The sequence below is a fragment of the Alicycliphilus denitrificans genome (assembly GCF_044792555.1).
GTDB classification, from domain to species: Bacteria; Pseudomonadota; Gammaproteobacteria; order Burkholderiales; family Burkholderiaceae_C; genus Alicycliphilus; species Alicycliphilus denitrificans_A.
The window spans coordinates 3,790,880-3,810,000 of the sequence record NZ_CP126238.1 but is presented as its reverse complement, the minus strand read 5'-3'; the positions used below and the strand labels follow the sequence as shown (position 1 = coordinate 3,810,000).

The window sequence follows — 19,121 nt, the reverse complement described above, 5'->3', positions numbered from 1 at the left end:
TAAGTGGGAAACGAAGTGGGAAGGCTAAAACAGTCAGGATGTTGGCTTAGAAGCAGCCATCATTTAAAGAAAGCGTAATAGCTCACTGATCGAGTCGTCCTGCGCGGAAGATGTAACGGGGCTAAGCCAGTTACCGAAGCTGCGGATGCACAGTTTACTGTGCGTGGTAGGAGAGCGTTGTGTAAGCCTGTGAAGGTGTCTGGTAACGGATGCTGGAGGTATCACAAGTGCGAATGCTGACATGAGTAGCGTTAAAGCGGGTGAAAAGCCCGCTCGCCGTAAGCGCAAGGTTTCCTACGCAACGTTCATCGGCGTAGGGTGAGTCGGCCCCTAAGGCGAGGCAGAGATGCGTAGCTGATGGGAAACAGGTCAATATTCCTGTACCGATCAATAGTGCGATGTGGGGACGGAGAAGGTTAGCTCAGCCAACTGTTGGATATGTTGGTTCAAGCCTGTAGTCGTGCCTGGTAGGCAAATCCGCCGGGCTAAGATGAGGGGTGATAACGAGTCTGCTTGCAGACGAAGTGAGTGATACCCTGCTTCCAGGAAAAGCCACTAAGCTTCAGCTATTGACGACCGTACCGCAAACCGACACTGGTGCGCGAGATGAGTATTCTAAGGCGCTTGAGAGAACTCAGGAGAAGGAACTCGGCAAATTGATACCGTAACTTCGGGAGAAGGTATGCCCTGATTAGGTGAACTTGTACAAAGGAAGCCGAAAGGGGTTGCAAAAAATCGGTGGCTGCGACTGTTTAATAAAAACACAGCACTCTGCAAACACGAAAGTGGACGTATAGGGTGTGACGCCTGCCCGGTGCTGGAAGATTAAATGATGGGGTGCAAGCTCTTGATTGAAGTCCCAGTAAACGGCGGCCGTAACTATAACGGTCCTAAGGTAGCGAAATTCCTTGTCGGGTAAGTTCCGACCTGCACGAATGGCGTAACGATGGCCACACTGTCTCCTCCTGAGACTCAGCGAAGTTGAAATGTTTGTGATGATGCAATCTCCCCGCGGAAAGACGGAAAGACCCCATGAACCTTTACTGTAGCTTTGTATTGGACTTTGAACGGATCTGTGTAGGATAGGTGGGAGGCTTTGAAGTGTGGTCGCTAGATCACATGGAGCCAACGTTGAAATACCACCCTGGTGCGTTTGAGGTTCTAACCCAGGTCCCTTATCGGGATCGGGGACAGTGCATGGTAGGCAGTTTGACTGGGGCGGTCTCCTCCCAAAGTGTAACGGAGGAGTTCGAAGGTACGCTAGTTACGGTCGGACATCGTGACGATAGTGCAATGGCATAAGCGTGCTTAACTGCGAGACTGACAAGTCGAGCAGATGCGAAAGCAGGACATAGTGATCCGGTGGTTCTGTATGGAAGGGCCATCGCTCAACGGATAAAAGGTACTCTGGGGATAACAGGCTGATACCGCCCAAGAGTTCATATCGACGGCGGTGTTTGGCACCTCGATGTCGGCTCATCTCATCCTGGGGCTGTAGTCGGTCCCAAGGGTATGGCTGTTCGCCATTTAAAGAGGTACGTGAGCTGGGTTTAAAACGTCGTGAGACAGTTTTGTCCCTATCTTCCGTGGGCGCTGCAGATTTGAGGAAGCCTGCTCCTAGTACGAGAGGACCGGAGTGGACACACCTCTGGTGTATCGGTTGTCACGCCAGTGGCATTGCCGAGTAGCTAAGTGTGGAAGAGATAACCGCTGAAAGCATCTAAGCGGGAAACTCGTTTCAAGATGAGATCTGCCGGGGCCTTGAGCCCCCTGAAGGGTCGTTGTAGACCACGACGTTGATAGGCTGGGTGTGGAAGTGCAGTAATGCATTAAGCTAACCAGTACTAATTGCCCGTGCGGCTTGACCCTATAACTTTGACTGCTCCAACCAGCAGTTCAAGACTGTTATGCCAAGTACGCAATCAAATACCTCAAGCTGATATAGACTCTATGAATTCGCCGTGCAGTCACCACATGACTGCACAGCACCCAGTTATGCCTGATGACCATAGCAAGTCGGTCCCACTCCTTCCCATCCCGAACAGGACAGTGAAACGACTTCGCGCCGATGATAGTGCGGGTTCCCGTGTGAAAGTAGGTCATCGTCAGGCTATTACAGCCCAAACCGCCCTCCCCCTGATACCAGGGGGAGGGCGTTTTGCTTTGGGAATTTGCTTGTTCTGCGGCACGTGCAGTCAAGCTGCGGTAGTATTGACGTTCACGTTAACGTCAATTCATGGCTACCTACACCATCAGTGATCTCGCCCGTGAGTTCGATCTCACCACCCGCGCAATGCGTTTTTATGAAGATATGGGGCTGCTGCGGCCGGAGCGTGCGGGACCTGGTGGGCGCAGTCGCGTCTACAGCGGGCGCGATCGCACGCGGCTGAAGCTGACGCTGCGTGCCAAGCGCCTAGGCCTGTCCTTGAACGAGGCCAAGGAGATCATTGACCTCTATGACAGCCCGCGGGACACGGGGGTGCAACTACACAAATTCTTGGAAGTGCTTGCCGTGCATCGCAAGCAACTCGAAGAGCAGATGAGGGATTTGCAGGCCAATCTGGATGAGGTATGTGAGCACGAGCGCGAGGCCATGGATTTGCTCGCAAAAATTGAATCGTCAAATCCATAAAGTTGGGCATAATTGACGTTTACGTAAACGTAATTCGATCCTGTCTCCCTCCGTTTTTGCATGCATTCGCTGGCAGCAGACGCAGGACGCAGATGAAGCGTATCCCTCCCCCCTTATCCAGGAGAGCATCCATGAGTACTGCCACCCAGTTGCCAGGCCTGAATTTTCAGTTAGGCGAGGACATCGACGCGCTGCGCGATGCCGTGCGCGAGTTTGCACAGGCCGAAATTGCCCCGCGTGCGGCCGAAATTGACCGCAATGATCAGTTCCCCATGGATCTGTGGCGCAAATTTGGTGAGCTGGGCGTGCTGGGGATCACCGTGCCGGAGCAGTACGGCGGCGCCGACATGGGCTACCTCGCACACATGGTGACCATGGAGGAAATCTCGCGTGCCAGTGCCTCGGTAGGTCTGTCCTATGGTGCGCACAGCAACCTGTGCGTGAACCAGATCAACCGCAACGGCAGCGCCGCGCAAAAGGCCAAATACCTGCCCAAGCTGATCAGCGGCGAGCATGTGGGCGCGCTCGCGATGAGCGAGCCGGGCGCTGGGTCCGACGTGATCAGCATGAAGCTCAAGGCCGAGGACAAGGGCGGCTACTACCTGCTCAACGGCTCCAAGATGTGGATCACCAACGGCCCCGACGCCGACACCCTGGTGGTCTATGCCAAGACCGAGCCTGAGCTGGGCGCACGCGGTGTCACGGCCTTCCTGATCGAGAAAGGCATGCCCGGGTTTTCGATTGCGCAGAAACTCGACAAGCTGGGTATGCGTGGCAGCCACACGGGCGAGCTGGTATTCCAAGATGTCGAGGTGCCGCAGGACAACGTGCTGGGCCAGCTCAACGGTGGCGCCAAGGTGCTGATGAGTGGCCTGGACTACGAGCGCGCCGTGCTCACGGGCGGGCCGCTGGGCATCATGCAGGCGGTGATGGACAACGTCGTGCCCTACATCCATGACCGCAAGCAGTTCGGCCAGAGCATCGGCGAGTTCCAGCTCATCCAGGGCAAGGTGGCCGACATGTACACCGTGCTGCAGGCCGGCCGCTCGTTTGCCTACACCGTGGCCAAGAACCTGGACATGCTGGGCGCAGAGCATGTGCGCCAGGTGCGCAAGGACTGCGCCAGTGTCATCCTGTGGACGGCTGAGAAGGCCACCTGGATGGCGGGCGAGGGCGTGCAAATCTACGGCGGCAACGGCTATATCAACGAGTATCCGCTGGGCCGGCTGTGGCGCGACGCCAAGCTATATGAAATTGGCGCCGGCACCAGCGAGATTCGACGCATGCTGATTGGCCGCGAGCTGTTTGCGGAAACTTGCTAAGGTACGCGATCTCAACACAAAGGAAGCCCATGAGCAGCAGTTCCATCAGCGATCTCTTCGAGCACAACCGCGCCTGGGCGGCGCAGATGGAGCGCGAGCGTCCCGGTTTTTTCACCGGCCTGCTGGCGCAGCAAAAGCCGCGCTACATGTGGATCGGATGCTCCGATAGCCGCGTTCCTGCCAACCAGATCACGGGACTGGAGCCGGGCGAGGTGTTCGTGCACCGCAACATCGCCAACGTGGTCGTGCCCACCGACCTCAACTGCCTGTCCACCATTCAGTATGCGGTGGATCAGCTCAAGGTGGAGCATCTGATGGTCGTGGGCCACTACGGCTGCGGCGGCGTGCTGGCGGCGCTGCAGGACGCGCGCATAGGCCTGGCGGACAACTGGATCCGCCATGTGAAGGATGTGCGCGACAAGCACGCGGCCCTGCTCCAAGGCCTGGACCTGCAGTGGCGCCATGACGCGCTGTGCGAGCTCAACGCCATCGAGCAGGTGCTGAACATCGCCCACTCCACGGTGATGCAGGATGCCTGGGCGCGCGGCCAGAAGGTGCAGCTCCACGGCTGGTGCTACGGCTTGCAAAACGGCCTGATCACCAATCTGCAGATGACCGTGCCCGACGTGGCGGGGCTCGAAGAAGTGCACCGCCAGGCCGTGGCCCAGGTGGCCAGCCGCGAGCGCAAATAGGCGCGCCCGCATTACGCGCGGTTCTGCAGGCACGGTCATGTTTCCCGAACGACTCGATGCTCCGCAGGCCTATGACATCGCCAAGGCGATGATGGACGGTTTCAACCGCCATTACCGCCTGTTTCGCGCCGAGTCGGCGCGCGCCAAGCACCGCTTCGAGACGGCCGACTGGCATGGCCAGCAGCGCGCGCAGCGCGAGCGCATCGAGTTCTACGACCTGCGCGTCAAGGAGTGCGTGCGCCGGCTCGACAAGGAGTTTGGCGCCGGTGCCCTGTCCATGGAGGTATGGCATCAGGTCAAGCTGCACTACATCGGCCTCATGGTGAACCACCTGCGGCCCGAGCTTGCCGAGACCTTCTTCAACTCGGTCACCACCAAGATCCTGCACCGCACGCATTTCCACAACGACTTCATCTTCGTGCGGCCCGCGGTCAGCACCGAATACATCGAGAGCGAAGACCCCTCGGCGCGGCCCACCTACCGCGCCTATTACCCCGCGCCGGGCGGCCTGTCGGCAGTGATCTCCAGCCTGGTCGAGGACTTTGCGCTGCAGCGCCCGTTTGAAGACCTGCGGCGCGATGTGGCCTGCGTGGCGCGCGCCATGGAGCAGCGCCTGGGGGGCGTGAAGCTGCGCAGCAACTTCCAGATCCAGGTGCTGTCCAGCCTGTTCTTTCGCAACAAGGGCGCCTACGTGGTCGGCCGGCTGATCAACGGCTTCAACGAACTGCCGTTCGCTTTGCCCCTGCTGCATGGCGAGCGTGGCGGCCTGGCGATAGATGCCGCGTTGTTCGGCGAGAACGACCTGCAGATGCTGTTCAGCTTCGCGCGCGCCTACTTCATGGTGGACATGGAGATACCCAGCGCCTATGTGCAGTTCCTGCGCAGCCTCATGCCGCGCAAGCCCCGGGCCGAGCTCTATTCGGCGTTGGGCCTGGCCAAGCAGGGCAAGACGCTGTTCTACCGCGACTTCCTGTACCACCTGAAATATTCCAGCGACAAGTTCCGCATCGCCCCCGGCATCAAGGGCATGGTGATGCTGGTCTTCGACCTGCCGAGCTTTCCCTATGTGTTCAAGCTCATCAAGGATCACTTTCCGGCACCCAAGGAGACCACGCGCGAGCAGGTGCAGGCCAAGTACCTGCTGGTCAAGCAGCATGACCGCGTGGGCCGCATGGCCGATACGCTGGAATACAGTCTGGTGGCCTTCCCGCGCGACCGCTTTTCCGACGAGCTCATCGAGGAGATCCGCAGGCACGCGCCCAGCCAGCTCGAAATCAGCGACCGCGATGGTGACGGCCGGCAAGAGGTCATCATCGACCACCTGTACATCGAGCGGCGCATGGTGCCGCTCAACATCTACCTGCAGGAATGCATGGACACGGGCATGGACAAGCCCGAGGCGGCAAGCGCGCTGGAGCATGCCGTGCTCGAATACGGCAATGCCATCAAGGACCTGGTGGCCGCCAATATCTTTCCCGGCGACATGCTGTGGAAGAACTTCGGCATCACGCGCAATGGCAAGGTGGTGTTCTACGACTACGACGAGATCGAATACCTGACGGATTGCAACTTCCGCCGCGTGCCACCGCCGCGCTGCGAGGAGGACGAGCTGTCTGGCGAGGTTTGGTGGCCTGTCGGACCGCGCGATGTGTTCCCCGAGACTTTCGGCCCTTTTCTGCTGGGCAACGATGCCGTGCGCGCGGCCTTCATGCGCCACCATGCGGATCTGCTGGACGTGGACTTCTGGCAGTCGCACAAGGAGCGCATACAGGCCGGCCATGTCTACGACGTATTCCCCTATGACGAGACGCGGCGTTTTCGCAGCGCTTCATCCGCACTTCAACCCCAAGGAGATATCCCATGAGCCAACAGCAAGACCCCGTCGTTATCGTCAGCGCCGCGCGCACCCCCATGGGCGCATTCCAGGGCGACTTTTCCGATCTCGCCGCGCATGACCTGGGCGGCGCCGCCATCCGTGCCGCCGTGGAGCGCGCCGGTATCAGGCCCGAGCAGGTGGAAGAGGTGTTGTTCGGCAACTGCCTCATGGCGGGCCAGGGCCAGGCTCCGGCGCGCCAGGCCGGCTTCAAGGGCGGCCTGCCGCAGAGCACGGGCGCGGTGACCCTGTCCAAGATGTGCGGCGCGGGCATGGAGGCCACCATCCTGGCGCACGACCAGCTCGTGGCCGGAAGCCGCGACGTGATGATCGCCGGCGGCATGGAGAGCATGACCAATGCGCCCTATCTGCTGAAGAAGGGCCGCGCCGGCTACCGCATGGGCCACGACAAGGTGTACGACCACATGATGCTCGACGGCCTGGAGGACGCCTACGAGTCCGGCCGTTCCATGGGCACCTTTGGCGAGGACTGCGCCGCCAAGTACCAATTCACGCGCGAGGCGCAGGACGCCTTTGCCATCGCCAGCGTGCAGCGCGCGCAGGAGGCGACGAAGAGCGGCGCCTTTGCCGCCGAGATCACGCCGGTCACCGTCAAGACACGCAAGGGCGACGTGACGGTGAGCATCGACGAGGGCCCGGCCAAGGCCAAACTCGACAAGATCAGCAGCCTCAAGCCCGCATTCAAGAAGGACGGCACGATCACGGCGGCATCCAGCTCCAGCATCAACGACGGCGCCGCCGCCATGGTGCTGATGCGCGAGTCCACGGCCAAGGAGCTTGGCTGCAAGCCGCTGGCCAGGATCGTGGCCCATGCCACGCACGCCCAGGCGCCCGAATGGTTTACCACCGCTCCCGTGGGCGCGACCGAGAAGGCGCTGAAAAAGGCCGGCTGGAAGGTGGAGGACGTGGACCTGTGGGAAATCAACGAGGCCTTCGCCGTCGTGCCCATGGCGCTGATGGCCGAACTCAAGGTGCCGCACGAAAAGGTCAACGTCAACGGCGGCGCCTGCGCCCTGGGCCACCCCATCGGCGCCAGCGGCGCGCGCATCCTGGTCACGCTGGTGCATGCGCTGAAGGGCCGCGGCCTTCAGCGCGGCCTGGCCACGCTGTGCATAGGCGGCGGCGAGGCCACGGCCATGGCCATCGAGCTGGTCTGATGGCCTTGCGGGCGTCTCGCGGCATGGATGGCGGATGCTCCTTTATGAATAGCTGTTGACGCTTTATTAGAGCGCGTTAGCGGCTTTTTTCTTATCAATCCATGTCCGCGGCATGGGTGCGCCGCTGACCAGCCTCCGCCCCGCTGACAAGGGCCGGCTGCTGCACCGCGATGGCCGCCGCGCCACGCACTGGTAGACCAACCCCGAGAAAGACAGAGATGCTGCTGACCCAAGACCAGGAAATGATCCGCGACGCCGTGCGCGACTTTGCCCAGGAGCAACTGTGGCCCCACGCCGCACGCTGGGACAAGGAACACCACTTCCCGCGCGAGGCGCACCAGGGCCTTGCCGCCTTGGGCGCCTACGGCATCTGCGTGCCCGAGGACCTGGGCGGCGCGGGCCTGGACTACCTCAGCCTGGCGCTGGTGCTCGAAGAGATTGCCGCCGGGGATGGGGGCACCAGCACCGCCATCAGCGTGACCAACTGCCCCGTCAACGCCATCCTCATGCGTTACGGCAACGCGCAGCAAAAGCGCGACTGGCTCACGCCCCTGGCGCGCGGCGAGATGCTCGGCGCCTTCTGCCTGACCGAGCCGCATGTCGGCTCGGACGCCTCGGCGCTGCGCACCACGGCCGTCAAGGACGGCGACGAATACGTCATCAACGGCGTCAAGCAGTTCATCACCAGCGGCAAGAACGGCCATGTGGCCATCGTCATCGCCGTCACCGACAAGGGCGCGGGCAAGAAGGGCATGAGCGCCTTCCTGGTGCCGACGGACACGCCCGGTTATGTGGTCGCGCGGCTGGAGGACAAGCTCGGCCAGCACAGCAGCGACACGGCGCAGATCAACTTCGACAACTGCCGCATCCCGTTTGACAACCTCATCGGTGCCGAGGGCGAGGGCTACAAGATCGCGCTGGGCGCGCTCGAAGGCGGGCGCATCGGCATCGCCGCACAGAGCGTGGGCATGGCGCGCAGCAGCTTCGAGGCCGCGCTGGCGTACTCCAAGGAGCGCGAGAGCTTCGGCACGCCCATCTTCCACCACCAGGCCGTGGGCTTTCGCCTGGCCGACTGCGCCACGCAGATCGAGGCCGCGCGCCAGCTCATCTGGCACGCCGCCGCGCTGCGCGACGCGGGCCGGCCCTGCCTGAAGGAGGCCGCCATGGCCAAGCTGTTCGCCAGCGAGATGGCCGAGCGCGTCTGCAGCGCCGCCATCCAGACGCTGGGCGGCTATGGCGTGGTCAACGACTTCCCCGTGGAGCGCATCTACCGCGATGTGCGCGTGTGCCAAATCTACGAGGGCACCAGCGACGTGCAGAAGATCCTGATTCAGCGCGCACTAGCCTGATTGCTCCGGAAATATGAGCTGCGAGCGCTTTCTTTGTAAGCGTTTGATGTGATTTTGCCTATAAGAATCCCCTGACGGGCCGCGCGCACGCCACGACGGCCAGCGCCTGCAGCACGCCAGCCTCGTTGGTGATGGGAACGTGCATGGCACGCATGGTGCTCGCCGCTGCCGCAGGTGCGGCAGGCGCAGGACTGCTGATTACTGCGGTTCGATGCGTGCGGCCTTGATGGTGGCCGCCCACTGCTTGCGATCCGCTTCGAGGTAGGCGGTGAACTGCTCGGGCTTCATACCCACAACGGGCTGCGAGCCCAGGTGCGCCATCTTCTCGCGGGTCGAGGCGCTTTTCAGGATGTCCTGCATGGCCGCGTAATAGGCCGCCACCACGGGCGCGGGCGTGCCTGCGGGCAGGAACAGGCCTTGCCAGGTCGGCATGTCGAAGCCCGCCAGGCCCTGCTCCTGCAGCGTGGGAACGTCGGGCAGTTGCGGCGCGCGCTTGGCCGTGGTCACGCCCAGCGCTTTCACCTTGCCTTCCTTGGCGAGCTGTGCGGCGGTGGTGATGTTGTCCATCGTCATTGCGATGTGGCCGCCCAGCAGGTCGGTGATGACGGGGGCGGCGCCCTTGTAGGGCACGGCGGCCATTTTCACGCCCATGCGCGCGAGCATGGCTTCGGCGATCAGGTGGTTCGAGATGCCGATGCCCGCGATGCCGTAGCTGGCCGACGGCGTGCGGGCAATGTAGTCCTTGAGTTCGCCGATGTTGTTCGCGGGAACGGACATGTTGACGATGACCACGTTCGGCTGCGTGGCCAGCATCGTCACGGGCGTGAAGCTCTCGGGCTTGTAGGGGGCGGCCTTGGGGTTGAGTTCGAAGGTGATCGCCATCGAGCCTGCGGCCCCGATGCCCAGCGTGTAGCCATCGGCGGCCGAGGTGGCCAGGCGTCCCGCCATGATGTTGCCGCCCGCGCCGGGCACGTTGTCCACGACGACGGGCTGGCCCAGCTTCTGGCTCAGCGGTTCGGCGACCAGGCGGGCCAGCGTGTCGGCGGAGCCGCCGGGCGCGAAGCCCACGAGCAGTTTCACGGGGCGCACGGGCTTCCAGTCCGATTGCGCGTGGGTGGGGGCGGCGGCCAGCAGCGTGGCCGATGCGGCCAGGGCGATCAGGGTGCGGCGATGGATCATGGGAAGGGTTTTCCTTAGGTCGATGAAACGGGTGTCACGCCAGCAACTGCGCAAGCGTGTGAGCGACGAGGTGGTTGGACAGCAGCGTGGGCCGGCCGCTGGCGCGCGCCACCTGCGCGCGCATGGCCTCGGTGTAGCCCATGCAGTGCATGACGATGAAGTCGCAACCGGCCAACGCGCGTCCCGCGCGTTCGAAGGCCGCGGCGGCCGTGACGGCGTCGCGCTCGTAAGGGGATGCGTGATCCACGCGCAGCGCGCAGGGCAGCGGCTGCGCGAGCTGGAAGGTCCCGATCTGCGTGGCCAGCGGCACGAGGGCGCCCACGCAGTGCGCGTGGCGGGCCAGCGCCACCATGGCCTGATCCACGACCTGCTGAGGCTCGACCATCCAGGTGCGCAGCGCGGGCAGGGCGGTGCCGGTGCATAGCGGCACGAGCAGGTCGTAGCCCGCGCCGTCGGCTTCGCGCATCACTTCGGCCAGGCGTTGCTCGGTAGCCTCCTTGTCCAGCGTGATGGAGCCGCCGCCGCGCAGCCGCGTGGCGAAGCAATGTGCACCAGGGCGCGGTGCAAGCCGCTCGCGCGCCGGGGCATCGAGTGCGTCGAGCGCTCCGTATTCGTCGATCTGCACGTGCTCGCCCAGCAGTGCGCTCATGGCGGGAACCACGTCGCTGCGCGGCGATTCGCCGATGGTGAAGAACGCAATGCGCTTGCTCATGCCGGTTCCCGGCCCACGCCCTGCAGGTGCGCGAGCGAACCGTAACGCGCCTGCAACTGCCCCCAATGCTCCTCGTTCACGAACGAAAGCGTGCGCTGGCCGAACAGCTTGGCGGTCTCGATGCAAAAGCGCATCGCCACATCGGCGTCCCAGGCATTGGTCACGCCCGTGGCGCAGCCGGGCACGGTGGTCTGCGCGGTGAGCGCCACGCCCACCACCGGGGCGGAGGTGGCGATGGCGGGCTGCATGATCGAGTTCACATGCGGCAGCCCGTTCTCGTAGGGGGTGATGTCCTGCGTGGTCAGCGGCAGCGTGACAGGCAGCTCGCCGCTCACCCAGCTCATCACGTCCAGCAGAAGGTCGGGAATGGGCAGCAGCCAGCCTTCCTTGGCCACGGGGGTCAGCGCCACGCCGCGATGGTTCACGAGGCGGTTGCCGCGTGTGGTGTCCACCGAGAGGATGGCGTCCATGCGCGGGCTGACTTCGTGGGCCATCATCTCGCGCATGGGGAATGGCGAACGCATCATCGGCACGGGATGGTGGGGCCGCGTGCCCGCGCGCGGGCAGATGTGCGTGTGGATGTGCACGGCGCCGGGCATCGCGTCGCCGCGCTGTGCCATGCCGAGCATCTTCGCGGCCGCCGCGAGCGCGACCACGGCACCGTCGCTGTCCGATACCAGCCCGCTCACCGCGGGGCGTGCGCCGATGCCGCCGAGGCGGCCCACGATGCCCAGGCGCGGCGCCTGCGCATCCAGGCCCGGGATCTCGATCGCCAGGAAGTCGGTGCAGGCGCCATCGCGCTCCAGGCGGGTCACCTCGACCCTGCACTCGCCGAACGAACGCAGGTGTGCTGCCACGTCCTCGCCCGTCACATAGGCGGAGGACAGCAGGTCGATCATCGAAGAAACATGTTGCATGGGGGCTTTCGTCAGAGGTGGGCTAGGGGGCCTTCGGTCAGCCACTGCGGCGTGGCGGGGCCGTGGAACCGGCGCGCGCCAGCCGCGCCTAGCACGGCACAGCGGTTGTCGTGTACGCGCAGGCCCGTGCCTTCGGGCAGGCCCAGCACGGGCATGTCGGGCCGCAGCGTGGTGAACTCGCGCAGGCGCTGCTCGCGTGTCTCGCCACGGTGGCCGGGCGGGTGCGCGTCGGTGTAATGGGCGTTGATCTGCACGGGCACGAGGCCCAGGGCGCCGAAACCACCGGGATCGGCGATGGGCATGTCGTTCGTGGTGCAGATCGTGGGACAGGCCACGTTCGCGCCCGCGCTCCAGCCCAGGTAGGAGGCTTCGCCGCTGCGCACGCGCGCTGCGATGGCTTGCAGAAGCCCCGTCGTGCGCAGGTGCCCGAGCAGCGCGAAGGTATTGCCGCCGCCCACGATCATGTGGCGTGCCGCCTGCATGGCAGCCACCGGGTCGGACAGCCGGTGCACGGAGCGCACGCGCAGCCCCAGGGGCGCGAGCGCTTCGGCGACCAGGGTTTCGTAGGCGTCCCAGGTCCGCGTGACGCCCGCGAAGGGCACGAACAGGGCGTCACCCGTGGCGTCATGGTGCGAGGCCCATTCCCGGATCCACGGCAGGGCGTGGGTCAGGTAGCCGGCATCGCTCGTTGAATTGCTCAGCAGCAGCAGGTTCATGGCGTAGGTTCGGTGATGGAGGAAGTGGTGGAAGCGGCAGGCGCGGCGCGCCAGAACGGATCGCCGATGCGGCGGCCCAGCGCGCTCGTTTCTTCGAGCACGAGCCTGCGCCAGGCCTCGATCTGATCCGCTCCAGGCTGCAGACGCGGCACGAACGCGATGCACAGGCCGCGCAGTTCGCCATCCCGCGGGTTGCGCACGGCGGCGGCGATGGCGCCGATATCGGGCATCGCTCCATCCACCACCATCGCGTGGCGCGCCTGCGCCACGCTGGCGAGGCCGGCGAGCAGCTCGTCCACGCGTGCGAAGCCGCTCTGGCGAGGGCTGGCGAGCGGCGCGCAGCCGTCGGTGCCGAATAGCTCCGCGAGTTCGGTCCCGCCAAGGCGCGAGAGCAGCGCGCGGCCCATCGCCGTGCCGGTGGCGTCGCGGCGCGAGCCGGGGGAAGAGAGTACCTGCACGGGAAAGCTGCCGTTCAGGCGCTGCAGCACCACGGTTTCGCGTCCCGACAGCGTGGACAGATAGGCCGTGAGCCCGCTGCGCACGGACAGCCGTTCAAGCACTTCGCGGCAGGCATCGTCGAAGTCGCTCGATACGTAGGCAGCGTGCGCGGCCTGCCCGAGCAAGGCGCCGGGGCGATAGCGGCGCGTGGTGGAGTGCTGATCCAGCAGCCCGTAGCGCACCATCTGGTTGAGCAGGTGCGAGGTGGAACTCTTGGGCAGTTCCAGCAGCGCAGCCGCTTCGGTGAAGCTCAGATCTGTGGCTCCAGTCGCGAAAAGGGTCAGAACGCGTTGAACGTTGCCAAGAATGCTCATGAGTTCTAAATTATTGAACTTGGTTCGTGTTTTTTGGTATTCTAAAAAAGCATGGTTTTAGCGCAATATTAAAAAAACTATCGTTTTTAAAAGTGGTTAGTTTTTTTGTTCTTTCCATGGCTGTGTCCCAGGGTGACCTGCCCTGAACCAGGGCTGCCGCGGCACTGCCGGCGCGCGCAGCGCCACGCCCAGCGGTATGCCCGCGAGGCCCCTGTGACGAAGGACGGCAGGCGCCGACCGGCGAAGCCGCGGCGCACCGTCGCGGCCGCGCGGATCTGCCAGGTGTCAGATGCCCGACTCCGTGCCGCCTCTCCCCGCGCGTCGCAGCACCACGGTGATGCTGCCGTTGGTCTCTAGCGTGGCACGCTCCACCTCGTGCAGGTGCAGGCAGCCGCCGGCACGCAGAGCTGCGGCCACGTCGTCGGGTGTGAGCAGTTCGCGGCGCATGAGGGCGCTGTCCAGGCGGCCGTCCTGCACCAGGGTCTGCGGCCTGCCGTCCACCAGGCGCGCCAGGCGCGGCACGTGGAAGGTGAGGCGGGCCAGCGCCACGTGGCAGGTGATGAGTGTGGCGGCGCTGATGAGGCCGCCGACGAGCGAGTTGTCGCCCGCGTTCATCGAGTTCTGCACCGCGTTCGACAGGATCAGCAGCAGCACCAGGTCGACCGGCGCGTACTGCCCCGTCTGGCGCCGGCCCGTCAGGCGCAGGAACACCAGCAGGAACAGGTACACCACCATGCCGCGCACGACGAACTCCCACCACGGCACGTTCATTGCAAACATCGTGATCCTCCAGGGCTGGCGAAATGAAGGCCAGTCTATCGGCGCCGTCCGGCTCTGCAAGAATCCAGGTCCTCATGAGTCCATCCTCCGCATCTGCCCTCTGCCACTGCGGCCGCACCGACCAGCGGCGGCGACCGCTGCCCTATGCGCAATGCTGCGGACGCCATATTGACCACTATGAGGGCTGCCCGGCGCCCGATGCCGAGAGCCTGATGCGCTCGCGCTACACCGCCTTCGTGCGCGAGGACGCGGCCTATCTGCTGGCCACCTGGCAGGCCGCCCGCCGCCCCGAGCGGCTGAGCTTCGAGCCCGGCGTGCGCTGGCTGGGCTTGCAGGTGCGCGCCCACCTGCCGCAGGGCGACGACCGCGCCCAGGTGGAGTTCATCGCCCGCCAGCGCGACGCCACCGGCCGCGCCCACCGCCTGCACGAGCGCAGCCGCTTCGTGCGCGAGGCCGGGCGCTGGTACTACGTGGATGGTGATCTGTACGGGTGAATTTTTAGTGAAAATCGACTGTAGCGCCCGCCCATTAAGCGCTAGTAGCTATCAAATATGTGGCGTTTTGGGGGTCATTCCCAGCGCAGTGCTGCAATGTCGTGCACGAAGATGGGATAGTTCATCCACACGCCACGCAGTCCCTTGCGCACCACAGTGCCGATCTGGGGCGCGAAGATCCAGGCGTTGACCGCCTCCTGCGCCAGGTGGCGCTGCAGCTGGGCCCACAGCTGCTGGCGTTCACGTGCGTTGGTGGCTGCGCCGTGGCGCTGCACCAGGGCGCGAAAGGCAGGGCTGTCGTAGCCGAAGTAGTAGCCGGGGTCGGTGTAGATGCGGTAGTCCAGTGGTTCCACATGGTTGATCAGGGTCATGTCGAACTGCCCCTTGAACGGGCCGTTCAGCCATTGTTCCCAGGACAGGCGCTGCAGCTCGGCCTCGATGCCGGCGCGCGCCAGATGCTGCGCGATGACCGGGCCGCCCTCGTGCGCATAGGGGGCGGGCGGCAGCGCCAGCGTCAGGCGCAGCGGCGTGGCGACACCGGCGGCCTGGAGCAGGGCGCGGGCGCGCCCGGGGTCATAGGGGTACATGCTGGCCAGGTGCAGGTAGCCCGCGTCCGCCGGGCTGAAGTGGCTGCCTATGGCCACGCCGCGCCCGTCGAGCACGGTGCGGATGAAGCCTTCGCGGTCTATGGCGTGGGTGATGGCGCGGCGCACGCGCACATCGTTCAAGGGCGCGCGGCGTTGATTCAGCGCCAGCATGCCCTTGCCCGTGGAGGCGCCTATCAGCACCTGGTAATGGCTGTAGTCCTGGAAGCGCCGCAGGGTCTGCGTGGCGAAGTTGAATGCCAGGTCGATCTCGCCGGCCTGCAGGGCGGCGCTTTGCGCCAGCGGGTCGTGCAGAAAGCGAAAGCTGGCCTGCACCATGCGCACCTGGTCCGCGTGGCGATAGCTGTCGGCCTTGGCCAGGTGGATGCCGTGGCCTCGCTGCCATTGCGCCACCCGGTAGGGGCCGGTGCCTACCGGATTGGCGGCGGCCTGGGCGGCGGTGTCGGGGTGCAGGATCACGGCCGGCCCCTCGCCCAGGCGGAACAGCAGATGCGGGTCCGGGTGGTGCAGGTGCAGCGCCACGCTGTGCGCGTCCGGCGTTGCCAGGGTGGCAATGTTGTCGAACAGTGACTGGCGTGCCTTGTTGGTCGTGCCGGGTGCCACGGCGCGCTCGAAGCTATAGCGCACCGCGGCCGCGTCCAGCGGCGCACCGTCGTGAAAGTGCACGCCGCGGCGCAGGCGAAAGACATAGTCATGGCCGGATGCGCTCACGCTCCAGGACTCGGCCAGCTGCGGTGCCACCGAGCCGTTTTCCTCGATGCGGGTCAGCCCTTCCAGCACGTTGTAGTGCACCACCTCGCCCACGGCCGCCGCGGGCGCCATCGTCGGGTCCAGGCTGTCGGGCTCCAGCGACAGGTTGATGACCACGGCGTCCTGAGGCGCCCGGCCTTGTGCCAGTGATGGGGCAAGCGCCGGCGCGAGGCACAGCGCCGCAGAACGGGTCAGGCAGGAGCGGCGGGTGAGGCTGGAAGAGGGCATGGCGTGGAGTTGCGCAGCATGGCAAGGAGCAACAAACTGTGACATGCCCCGACAAGTTTGGCTACCATGGCGTTGACTTCTTCTTCCTGCCGCCATGCAAATGCTCACCACCCTACTGCGACAGCACGCGCGCCCGCGCCCGCGCGTGTGGTGGTTGCTTCCGCTGGTGGCGCTGTTGCTGCTGGGCAGTATCGGCTGGGGCGCACACAGGATCTACCAGGAGCGTGAGTTGCGCTACCGCCACCAGATCGAGGGTGGCCTGCACGCGGTCAACCTGCTGCAGATGCGTGGCCTCGCCGACTGGCGCGCGCGTCGGATGGCAGAGGCTGCGGCGCTGACGCAGGACGGTCTTTTGGCGCGGGCCGTGGCGCAATGGCGCAAAACGGCGGCGCCCGAGCGCGAGGCACTGCTGCGCGAACGCCTGCTCATCCTCGTCGAGCAGGCACGCTACACCGCCGCCTACCTGGTGGATGTGCAGGGGCGCCTGTTGCTGCAGCCCCAGGGCACTGCCGCCGGCCTGCTGCCCGCGCCCGAGCAGCAGGCTCTGCAGCAGGCACTGGTGCAGGCCCAGCCGGTCGTGGTGGAACTGCGCCGAGACCCGGCTTTCGCCTTTGAGATTTATGGGTTGCTGGCGCCGCTTTTTGACGGCGATCGCCCGCTGGGGGCCGTGTGGCTGGTGGTGGATGCGCGCACCACCCTGTACCCGCTGCTGCAGACCTGGCCCAGCCACAGCCCTTCGGCCGAGTCGGTGCTGGTACGGCGTCAGGGCGATGCGGCCGTGGCCTTGAGCCCGCTGCGCCTGCGCGGCGAAGAGCCGACGGCGCTGCAGTTGCCGCTGGCGCAACACCGGCGCGACCCGCTGGTGCAGGCGGTGGAAGGCGTGCGTGGCGCCTTCTATGCCAGCGACTACCGCGAGCAGGAGGTGCTGGCCGTGGCCAGTGCCGTGCCTGACTCGCCCTGGCTGCTGGTTTCCAAGGTCGATGTGGCCGATGCCTTCAGCGAGGCCCAGCGCCGCGAATGGCTGGGCCTGGGCCTGCTCGCCAGCCTGGGGCTGCTGCTGCTTGGCTGCATCGCCATGCTCTGGCAATGGCGCGCCTGGCAGCGTGAGCGCGCACTCAAGGGTGAGCTCGAGCGCAACCTGCGCTGGCTGGACAACGCGCAGAAAGCGGCGGCCGTGGGCTATTTCACCTACGACACGCGGCGCGAGACCTTCGTCATGTCGCGCATGGCCAGCGCCATCTTCGGCCTGCCGGCCGACGGCCGCATGACGCTGCGCCAGTGGATGGGGCTGCTGCATCCCGATGAAGGCGCCCAGGTCCTGCAAATCCATGGCCGGGCCATGACCGAACGCACACCGCTACGCACCCAGTACCGCATCCGCCGGGCCAATGACAGGCAGGAGCGTTGGGTCGAGGTCTGGGGGGAATACAGCCAGGCCTCGGCAGCCGAGCCGTCGCGCATGACCGGCACGGTGCAGGACATCACGGAGCGCAGGCACACCGAGGAGCAGCTGTCGCGCTACCGGGCGGCGCTGGAGGCCCAGGTGCGACTGGATCCGCTGACCCAGGTGGCCAACCGCCTGGCGCTGCACGAGGCCGTGACCCATGAATGGAGCCGTGCCCAGCGCGAAGGCACGCCGCTGGCCATGGTGATGATGGACGTGGACCATTTCAAGGCCTACAACGACTACTATGGCCATGTGGCCGGCGACCAGTGCCTGCGGCGCGTGGCCGAGGCGCTGTCGGCCCTGCTCGGGCGGGCGGGCGACCTGCTGGCGCGCTATGGCGGCGAGGAATTCGCCGTGCTGCTGCCCGGCGCCGATGTGCCCGCGGCCATGGCCGTGGCCCTGCGCCTGCAGGACCAGGTGCGGGCGCTGGCCCTGGAGCACCGCGGCAGCGCCTGCAGCGGCATCGTCACCTTGAGCATGGGCGTGACCAGCCTGCACCCGCAGCAGCATGCGGATGTGGCTGGACAGGAGGCCGCCCAGATCCTGTTCCAGCAGGCGGACGCCGCGCTCTACACGGCCAAGCAGACGGGGCGCAACCGCGTGGTGCTGTATGGTGCAGACTGCATGGCGGCGCTGCACCCATCGGGGTGGACGCCGCTCACCCCGATCGAACCCCATGACCTTTGAAGCCATTTTGTTTGACTGCGATGGCGTGCTCGTCGACAGCGAGCCGATCACCAACGGCGTGCTGTGCCAGATGCTGGGCGAGGCCGGCTGGCTGCTGCACCCAGACGAGTGCATGCGCCTGTTCATAGGCAAGACCGTGCGCAGCGAGGCCGCGCGCATCGAGGCCGAGACCGGCCGCCCGCTCACCGACGCCTGGATGGCCGAGTTCTACGCGCGCCGCAACGCGCGCCTGCAGGCCGAGTTGGTGGCCATACCCCACGCGCCCGAGGCGGTGCGCGCGGTGCACGCCCGGCTGCAAGGGCGCATCGCCTGCGCCTCGGGGGCCGACCGCCAGAAGGTGGAGATGCAACTGGCCCAGGTGGGCCTGGCGCCGCTGTTTGCCGGGCGTGTCTTCAGCGGCCACGAGATGCCGCGCACGAAACCTGCGCCCGACGTCTACCTGGCCGCGGCCGCGGCCCTGGGCGTGCCGCCCGCGCGCTGCCTGGTGGTGGAGGACACGGTGACGGGAGTGCTGGCTGGCGTGGCCGCAGGCGCCACCGTGCTGGGTTTCAGCCCGCCGAGTGTGGGCCACGGCTCGCCCGAGGCGCTGCGTGCCGCGGGGGCGGTGCGGGTGTTCGGCGATATGGCGCAGTTGCCCGCAATGATTTAAGTTGCAAGCAAATGGAACGGGGATAACAAAAAGAGATAATTCAGCAGTGTTAGGGCTTACTTCGTTCCCATAGCGCAAAATTTTTAAGCCCCCTGCCCT

Annotated in this window: 16 protein-coding genes and 2 rRNA genes (1 of these 18 cut by a window edge); 11 read left to right on the top strand and 7 right to left on the bottom strand. The window is 65.2% G+C overall.

All coding sequences use genetic code 11. The annotated features are described in order from the left end of the window. From P7644_RS18070 to P7644_RS18035, 8 genes are all read left to right on the top strand, one after another. Positions 1 to 1,869: ribosomal RNA gene (locus P7644_RS18070) — 23S ribosomal RNA — on the top strand (it extends 1,008 nt beyond the left edge of the window). A gap of 129 nt (positions 1,870 to 1,998) precedes the next feature. Further along, positions 1,999 to 2,111, top strand: a 5S ribosomal RNA gene (gene rrf / locus P7644_RS18065). Between the two features lie 125 nt (positions 2,112 to 2,236). After that, positions 2,237 to 2,632 (top strand): MerR family DNA-binding transcriptional regulator, encoded by a 396-nt coding sequence (locus tag P7644_RS18060; RefSeq protein ID WP_404300625.1) that lies wholly within the window; start codon positions 2,237 to 2,239, stop codon positions 2,630 to 2,632. Positions 2,633 to 2,763: 131 nt separating this feature from the next. Beyond that, on the top strand, positions 2,764 to 3,954 hold the full coding sequence (locus P7644_RS18055) for an isovaleryl-CoA dehydrogenase (protein ID WP_404300624.1): 1,191 nt from the start codon (positions 2,764 to 2,766) through the stop codon (positions 3,952 to 3,954). Positions 3,955 to 3,983: 29 nt separating this feature from the next. Next, entirely contained in the window at positions 3,984 to 4,646 is a 663-nt protein-coding gene (can, locus tag P7644_RS18050; protein WP_404300623.1) for a carbonate dehydratase, read from the top strand. Between the two features lie 37 nt (positions 4,647 to 4,683). Beyond that, positions 4,684 to 6,510, top strand: coding sequence for a bifunctional isocitrate dehydrogenase kinase/phosphatase (gene aceK / locus P7644_RS18045; RefSeq protein ID WP_404300622.1), 1,827 nt, complete (start codon positions 4,684 to 4,686; stop codon positions 6,508 to 6,510). Continuing rightward, positions 6,507 to 7,697 (top strand): acetyl-CoA C-acyltransferase, encoded by a 1,191-nt coding sequence (locus P7644_RS18040; RefSeq protein WP_404300621.1) that lies wholly within the window; start codon positions 6,507 to 6,509, stop codon positions 7,695 to 7,697. The genes aceK and P7644_RS18040 overlap by 4 nt, the downstream gene beginning before the upstream one ends. A 218-nt stretch (positions 7,698 to 7,915) precedes the next feature. Next, complete coding sequence (locus tag P7644_RS18035; RefSeq protein ID WP_404300620.1) at positions 7,916 to 9,046, top strand: acyl-CoA dehydrogenase family protein; 1,131 nt, start codon at positions 7,916 to 7,918, stop codon at positions 9,044 to 9,046. 198 nt (positions 9,047 to 9,244) lie between these two features. Here P7644_RS18035 and P7644_RS18030 read toward each other — a convergent pair whose 3' ends face one another. The 6 genes from P7644_RS18030 to P7644_RS18005 all read right to left on the bottom strand — a co-directional run bounded on the left by P7644_RS18030 (position 9,245) and on the right by P7644_RS18005 (position 14,162). Continuing rightward, positions 9,245 to 10,225: a Bug family tripartite tricarboxylate transporter substrate binding protein gene (locus P7644_RS18030; protein ID WP_404300619.1), complete on the bottom strand. Its 981-nt coding sequence runs from the start codon at positions 10,223 to 10,225 to the stop codon at positions 9,245 to 9,247. 34 nt (positions 10,226 to 10,259) lie between these two features. Then, positions 10,260 to 10,937, bottom strand: coding sequence for an AroM family protein (locus tag P7644_RS18025; protein WP_404300618.1), 678 nt, complete (start codon positions 10,935 to 10,937; stop codon positions 10,260 to 10,262). Continuing rightward, positions 10,934 to 11,854 (bottom strand): DUF1177 domain-containing protein, encoded by a 921-nt coding sequence (locus tag P7644_RS18020; protein WP_404300617.1) that lies wholly within the window; start codon positions 11,852 to 11,854, stop codon positions 10,934 to 10,936. The genes P7644_RS18025 and P7644_RS18020 overlap by 4 nt, the downstream gene beginning before the upstream one ends. A gap of 11 nt (positions 11,855 to 11,865) precedes the next feature. After that, a complete protein-coding gene (gene pepE / locus P7644_RS18015) occupies positions 11,866 to 12,570 on the bottom strand; it encodes a dipeptidase PepE (RefSeq protein ID WP_404300616.1) in 705 nt (234 codons plus the stop codon). Further along, positions 12,567 to 13,382: an IclR family transcriptional regulator gene (locus P7644_RS18010; RefSeq protein ID WP_404300615.1), complete on the bottom strand. Its 816-nt coding sequence runs from the start codon at positions 13,380 to 13,382 to the stop codon at positions 12,567 to 12,569. The genes pepE and P7644_RS18010 overlap by 4 nt, the downstream gene beginning before the upstream one ends. A gap of 285 nt (positions 13,383 to 13,667) precedes the next feature. Further along, positions 13,668 to 14,162, bottom strand: a complete 495-nt coding sequence (locus tag P7644_RS18005) for a DUF421 domain-containing protein (protein WP_404300614.1) — start codon at positions 14,160 to 14,162, stop codon at positions 13,668 to 13,670. Between the two features lie 74 nt (positions 14,163 to 14,236). On the opposite strand from P7644_RS18005, the gene P7644_RS18000 reads away from it, so the two are divergent. Further along, on the top strand, positions 14,237 to 14,656 hold the full coding sequence (locus tag P7644_RS18000; RefSeq protein ID WP_404300613.1) for a YchJ family protein: 420 nt from the start codon (positions 14,237 to 14,239) through the stop codon (positions 14,654 to 14,656). A gap of 74 nt (positions 14,657 to 14,730) precedes the next feature. On the opposite strand, the gene P7644_RS17995 is transcribed toward P7644_RS18000, so the two are convergent. Next, positions 14,731 to 16,239 (bottom strand): ABC transporter substrate-binding protein, encoded by a 1,509-nt coding sequence (locus P7644_RS17995; protein WP_404300612.1) that lies wholly within the window; start codon positions 16,237 to 16,239, stop codon positions 14,731 to 14,733. A 94-nt stretch (positions 16,240 to 16,333) separates the two neighbouring features. On the opposite strand from P7644_RS17995, the gene P7644_RS17990 reads away from it, so the two are divergent. Together P7644_RS17990 and P7644_RS17985 are read left to right on the top strand one after the other, a co-directional pair. Then, the gene (locus tag P7644_RS17990; protein WP_404300611.1) at positions 16,334 to 18,373 is read left to right on the top strand and encodes a diguanylate cyclase domain-containing protein; all 2,040 of its coding nucleotides are present in this window, start codon (positions 16,334 to 16,336) and stop codon (positions 18,371 to 18,373) included. Then, the gene (locus P7644_RS17985) at positions 18,363 to 19,022 is read left to right on the top strand and encodes an HAD family hydrolase (RefSeq protein WP_404300610.1); all 660 of its coding nucleotides are present in this window, start codon (positions 18,363 to 18,365) and stop codon (positions 19,020 to 19,022) included. The genes P7644_RS17990 and P7644_RS17985 overlap by 11 nt, the downstream gene beginning before the upstream one ends. Positions 19,023 to 19,121 lie beyond the last annotated feature (99 nt).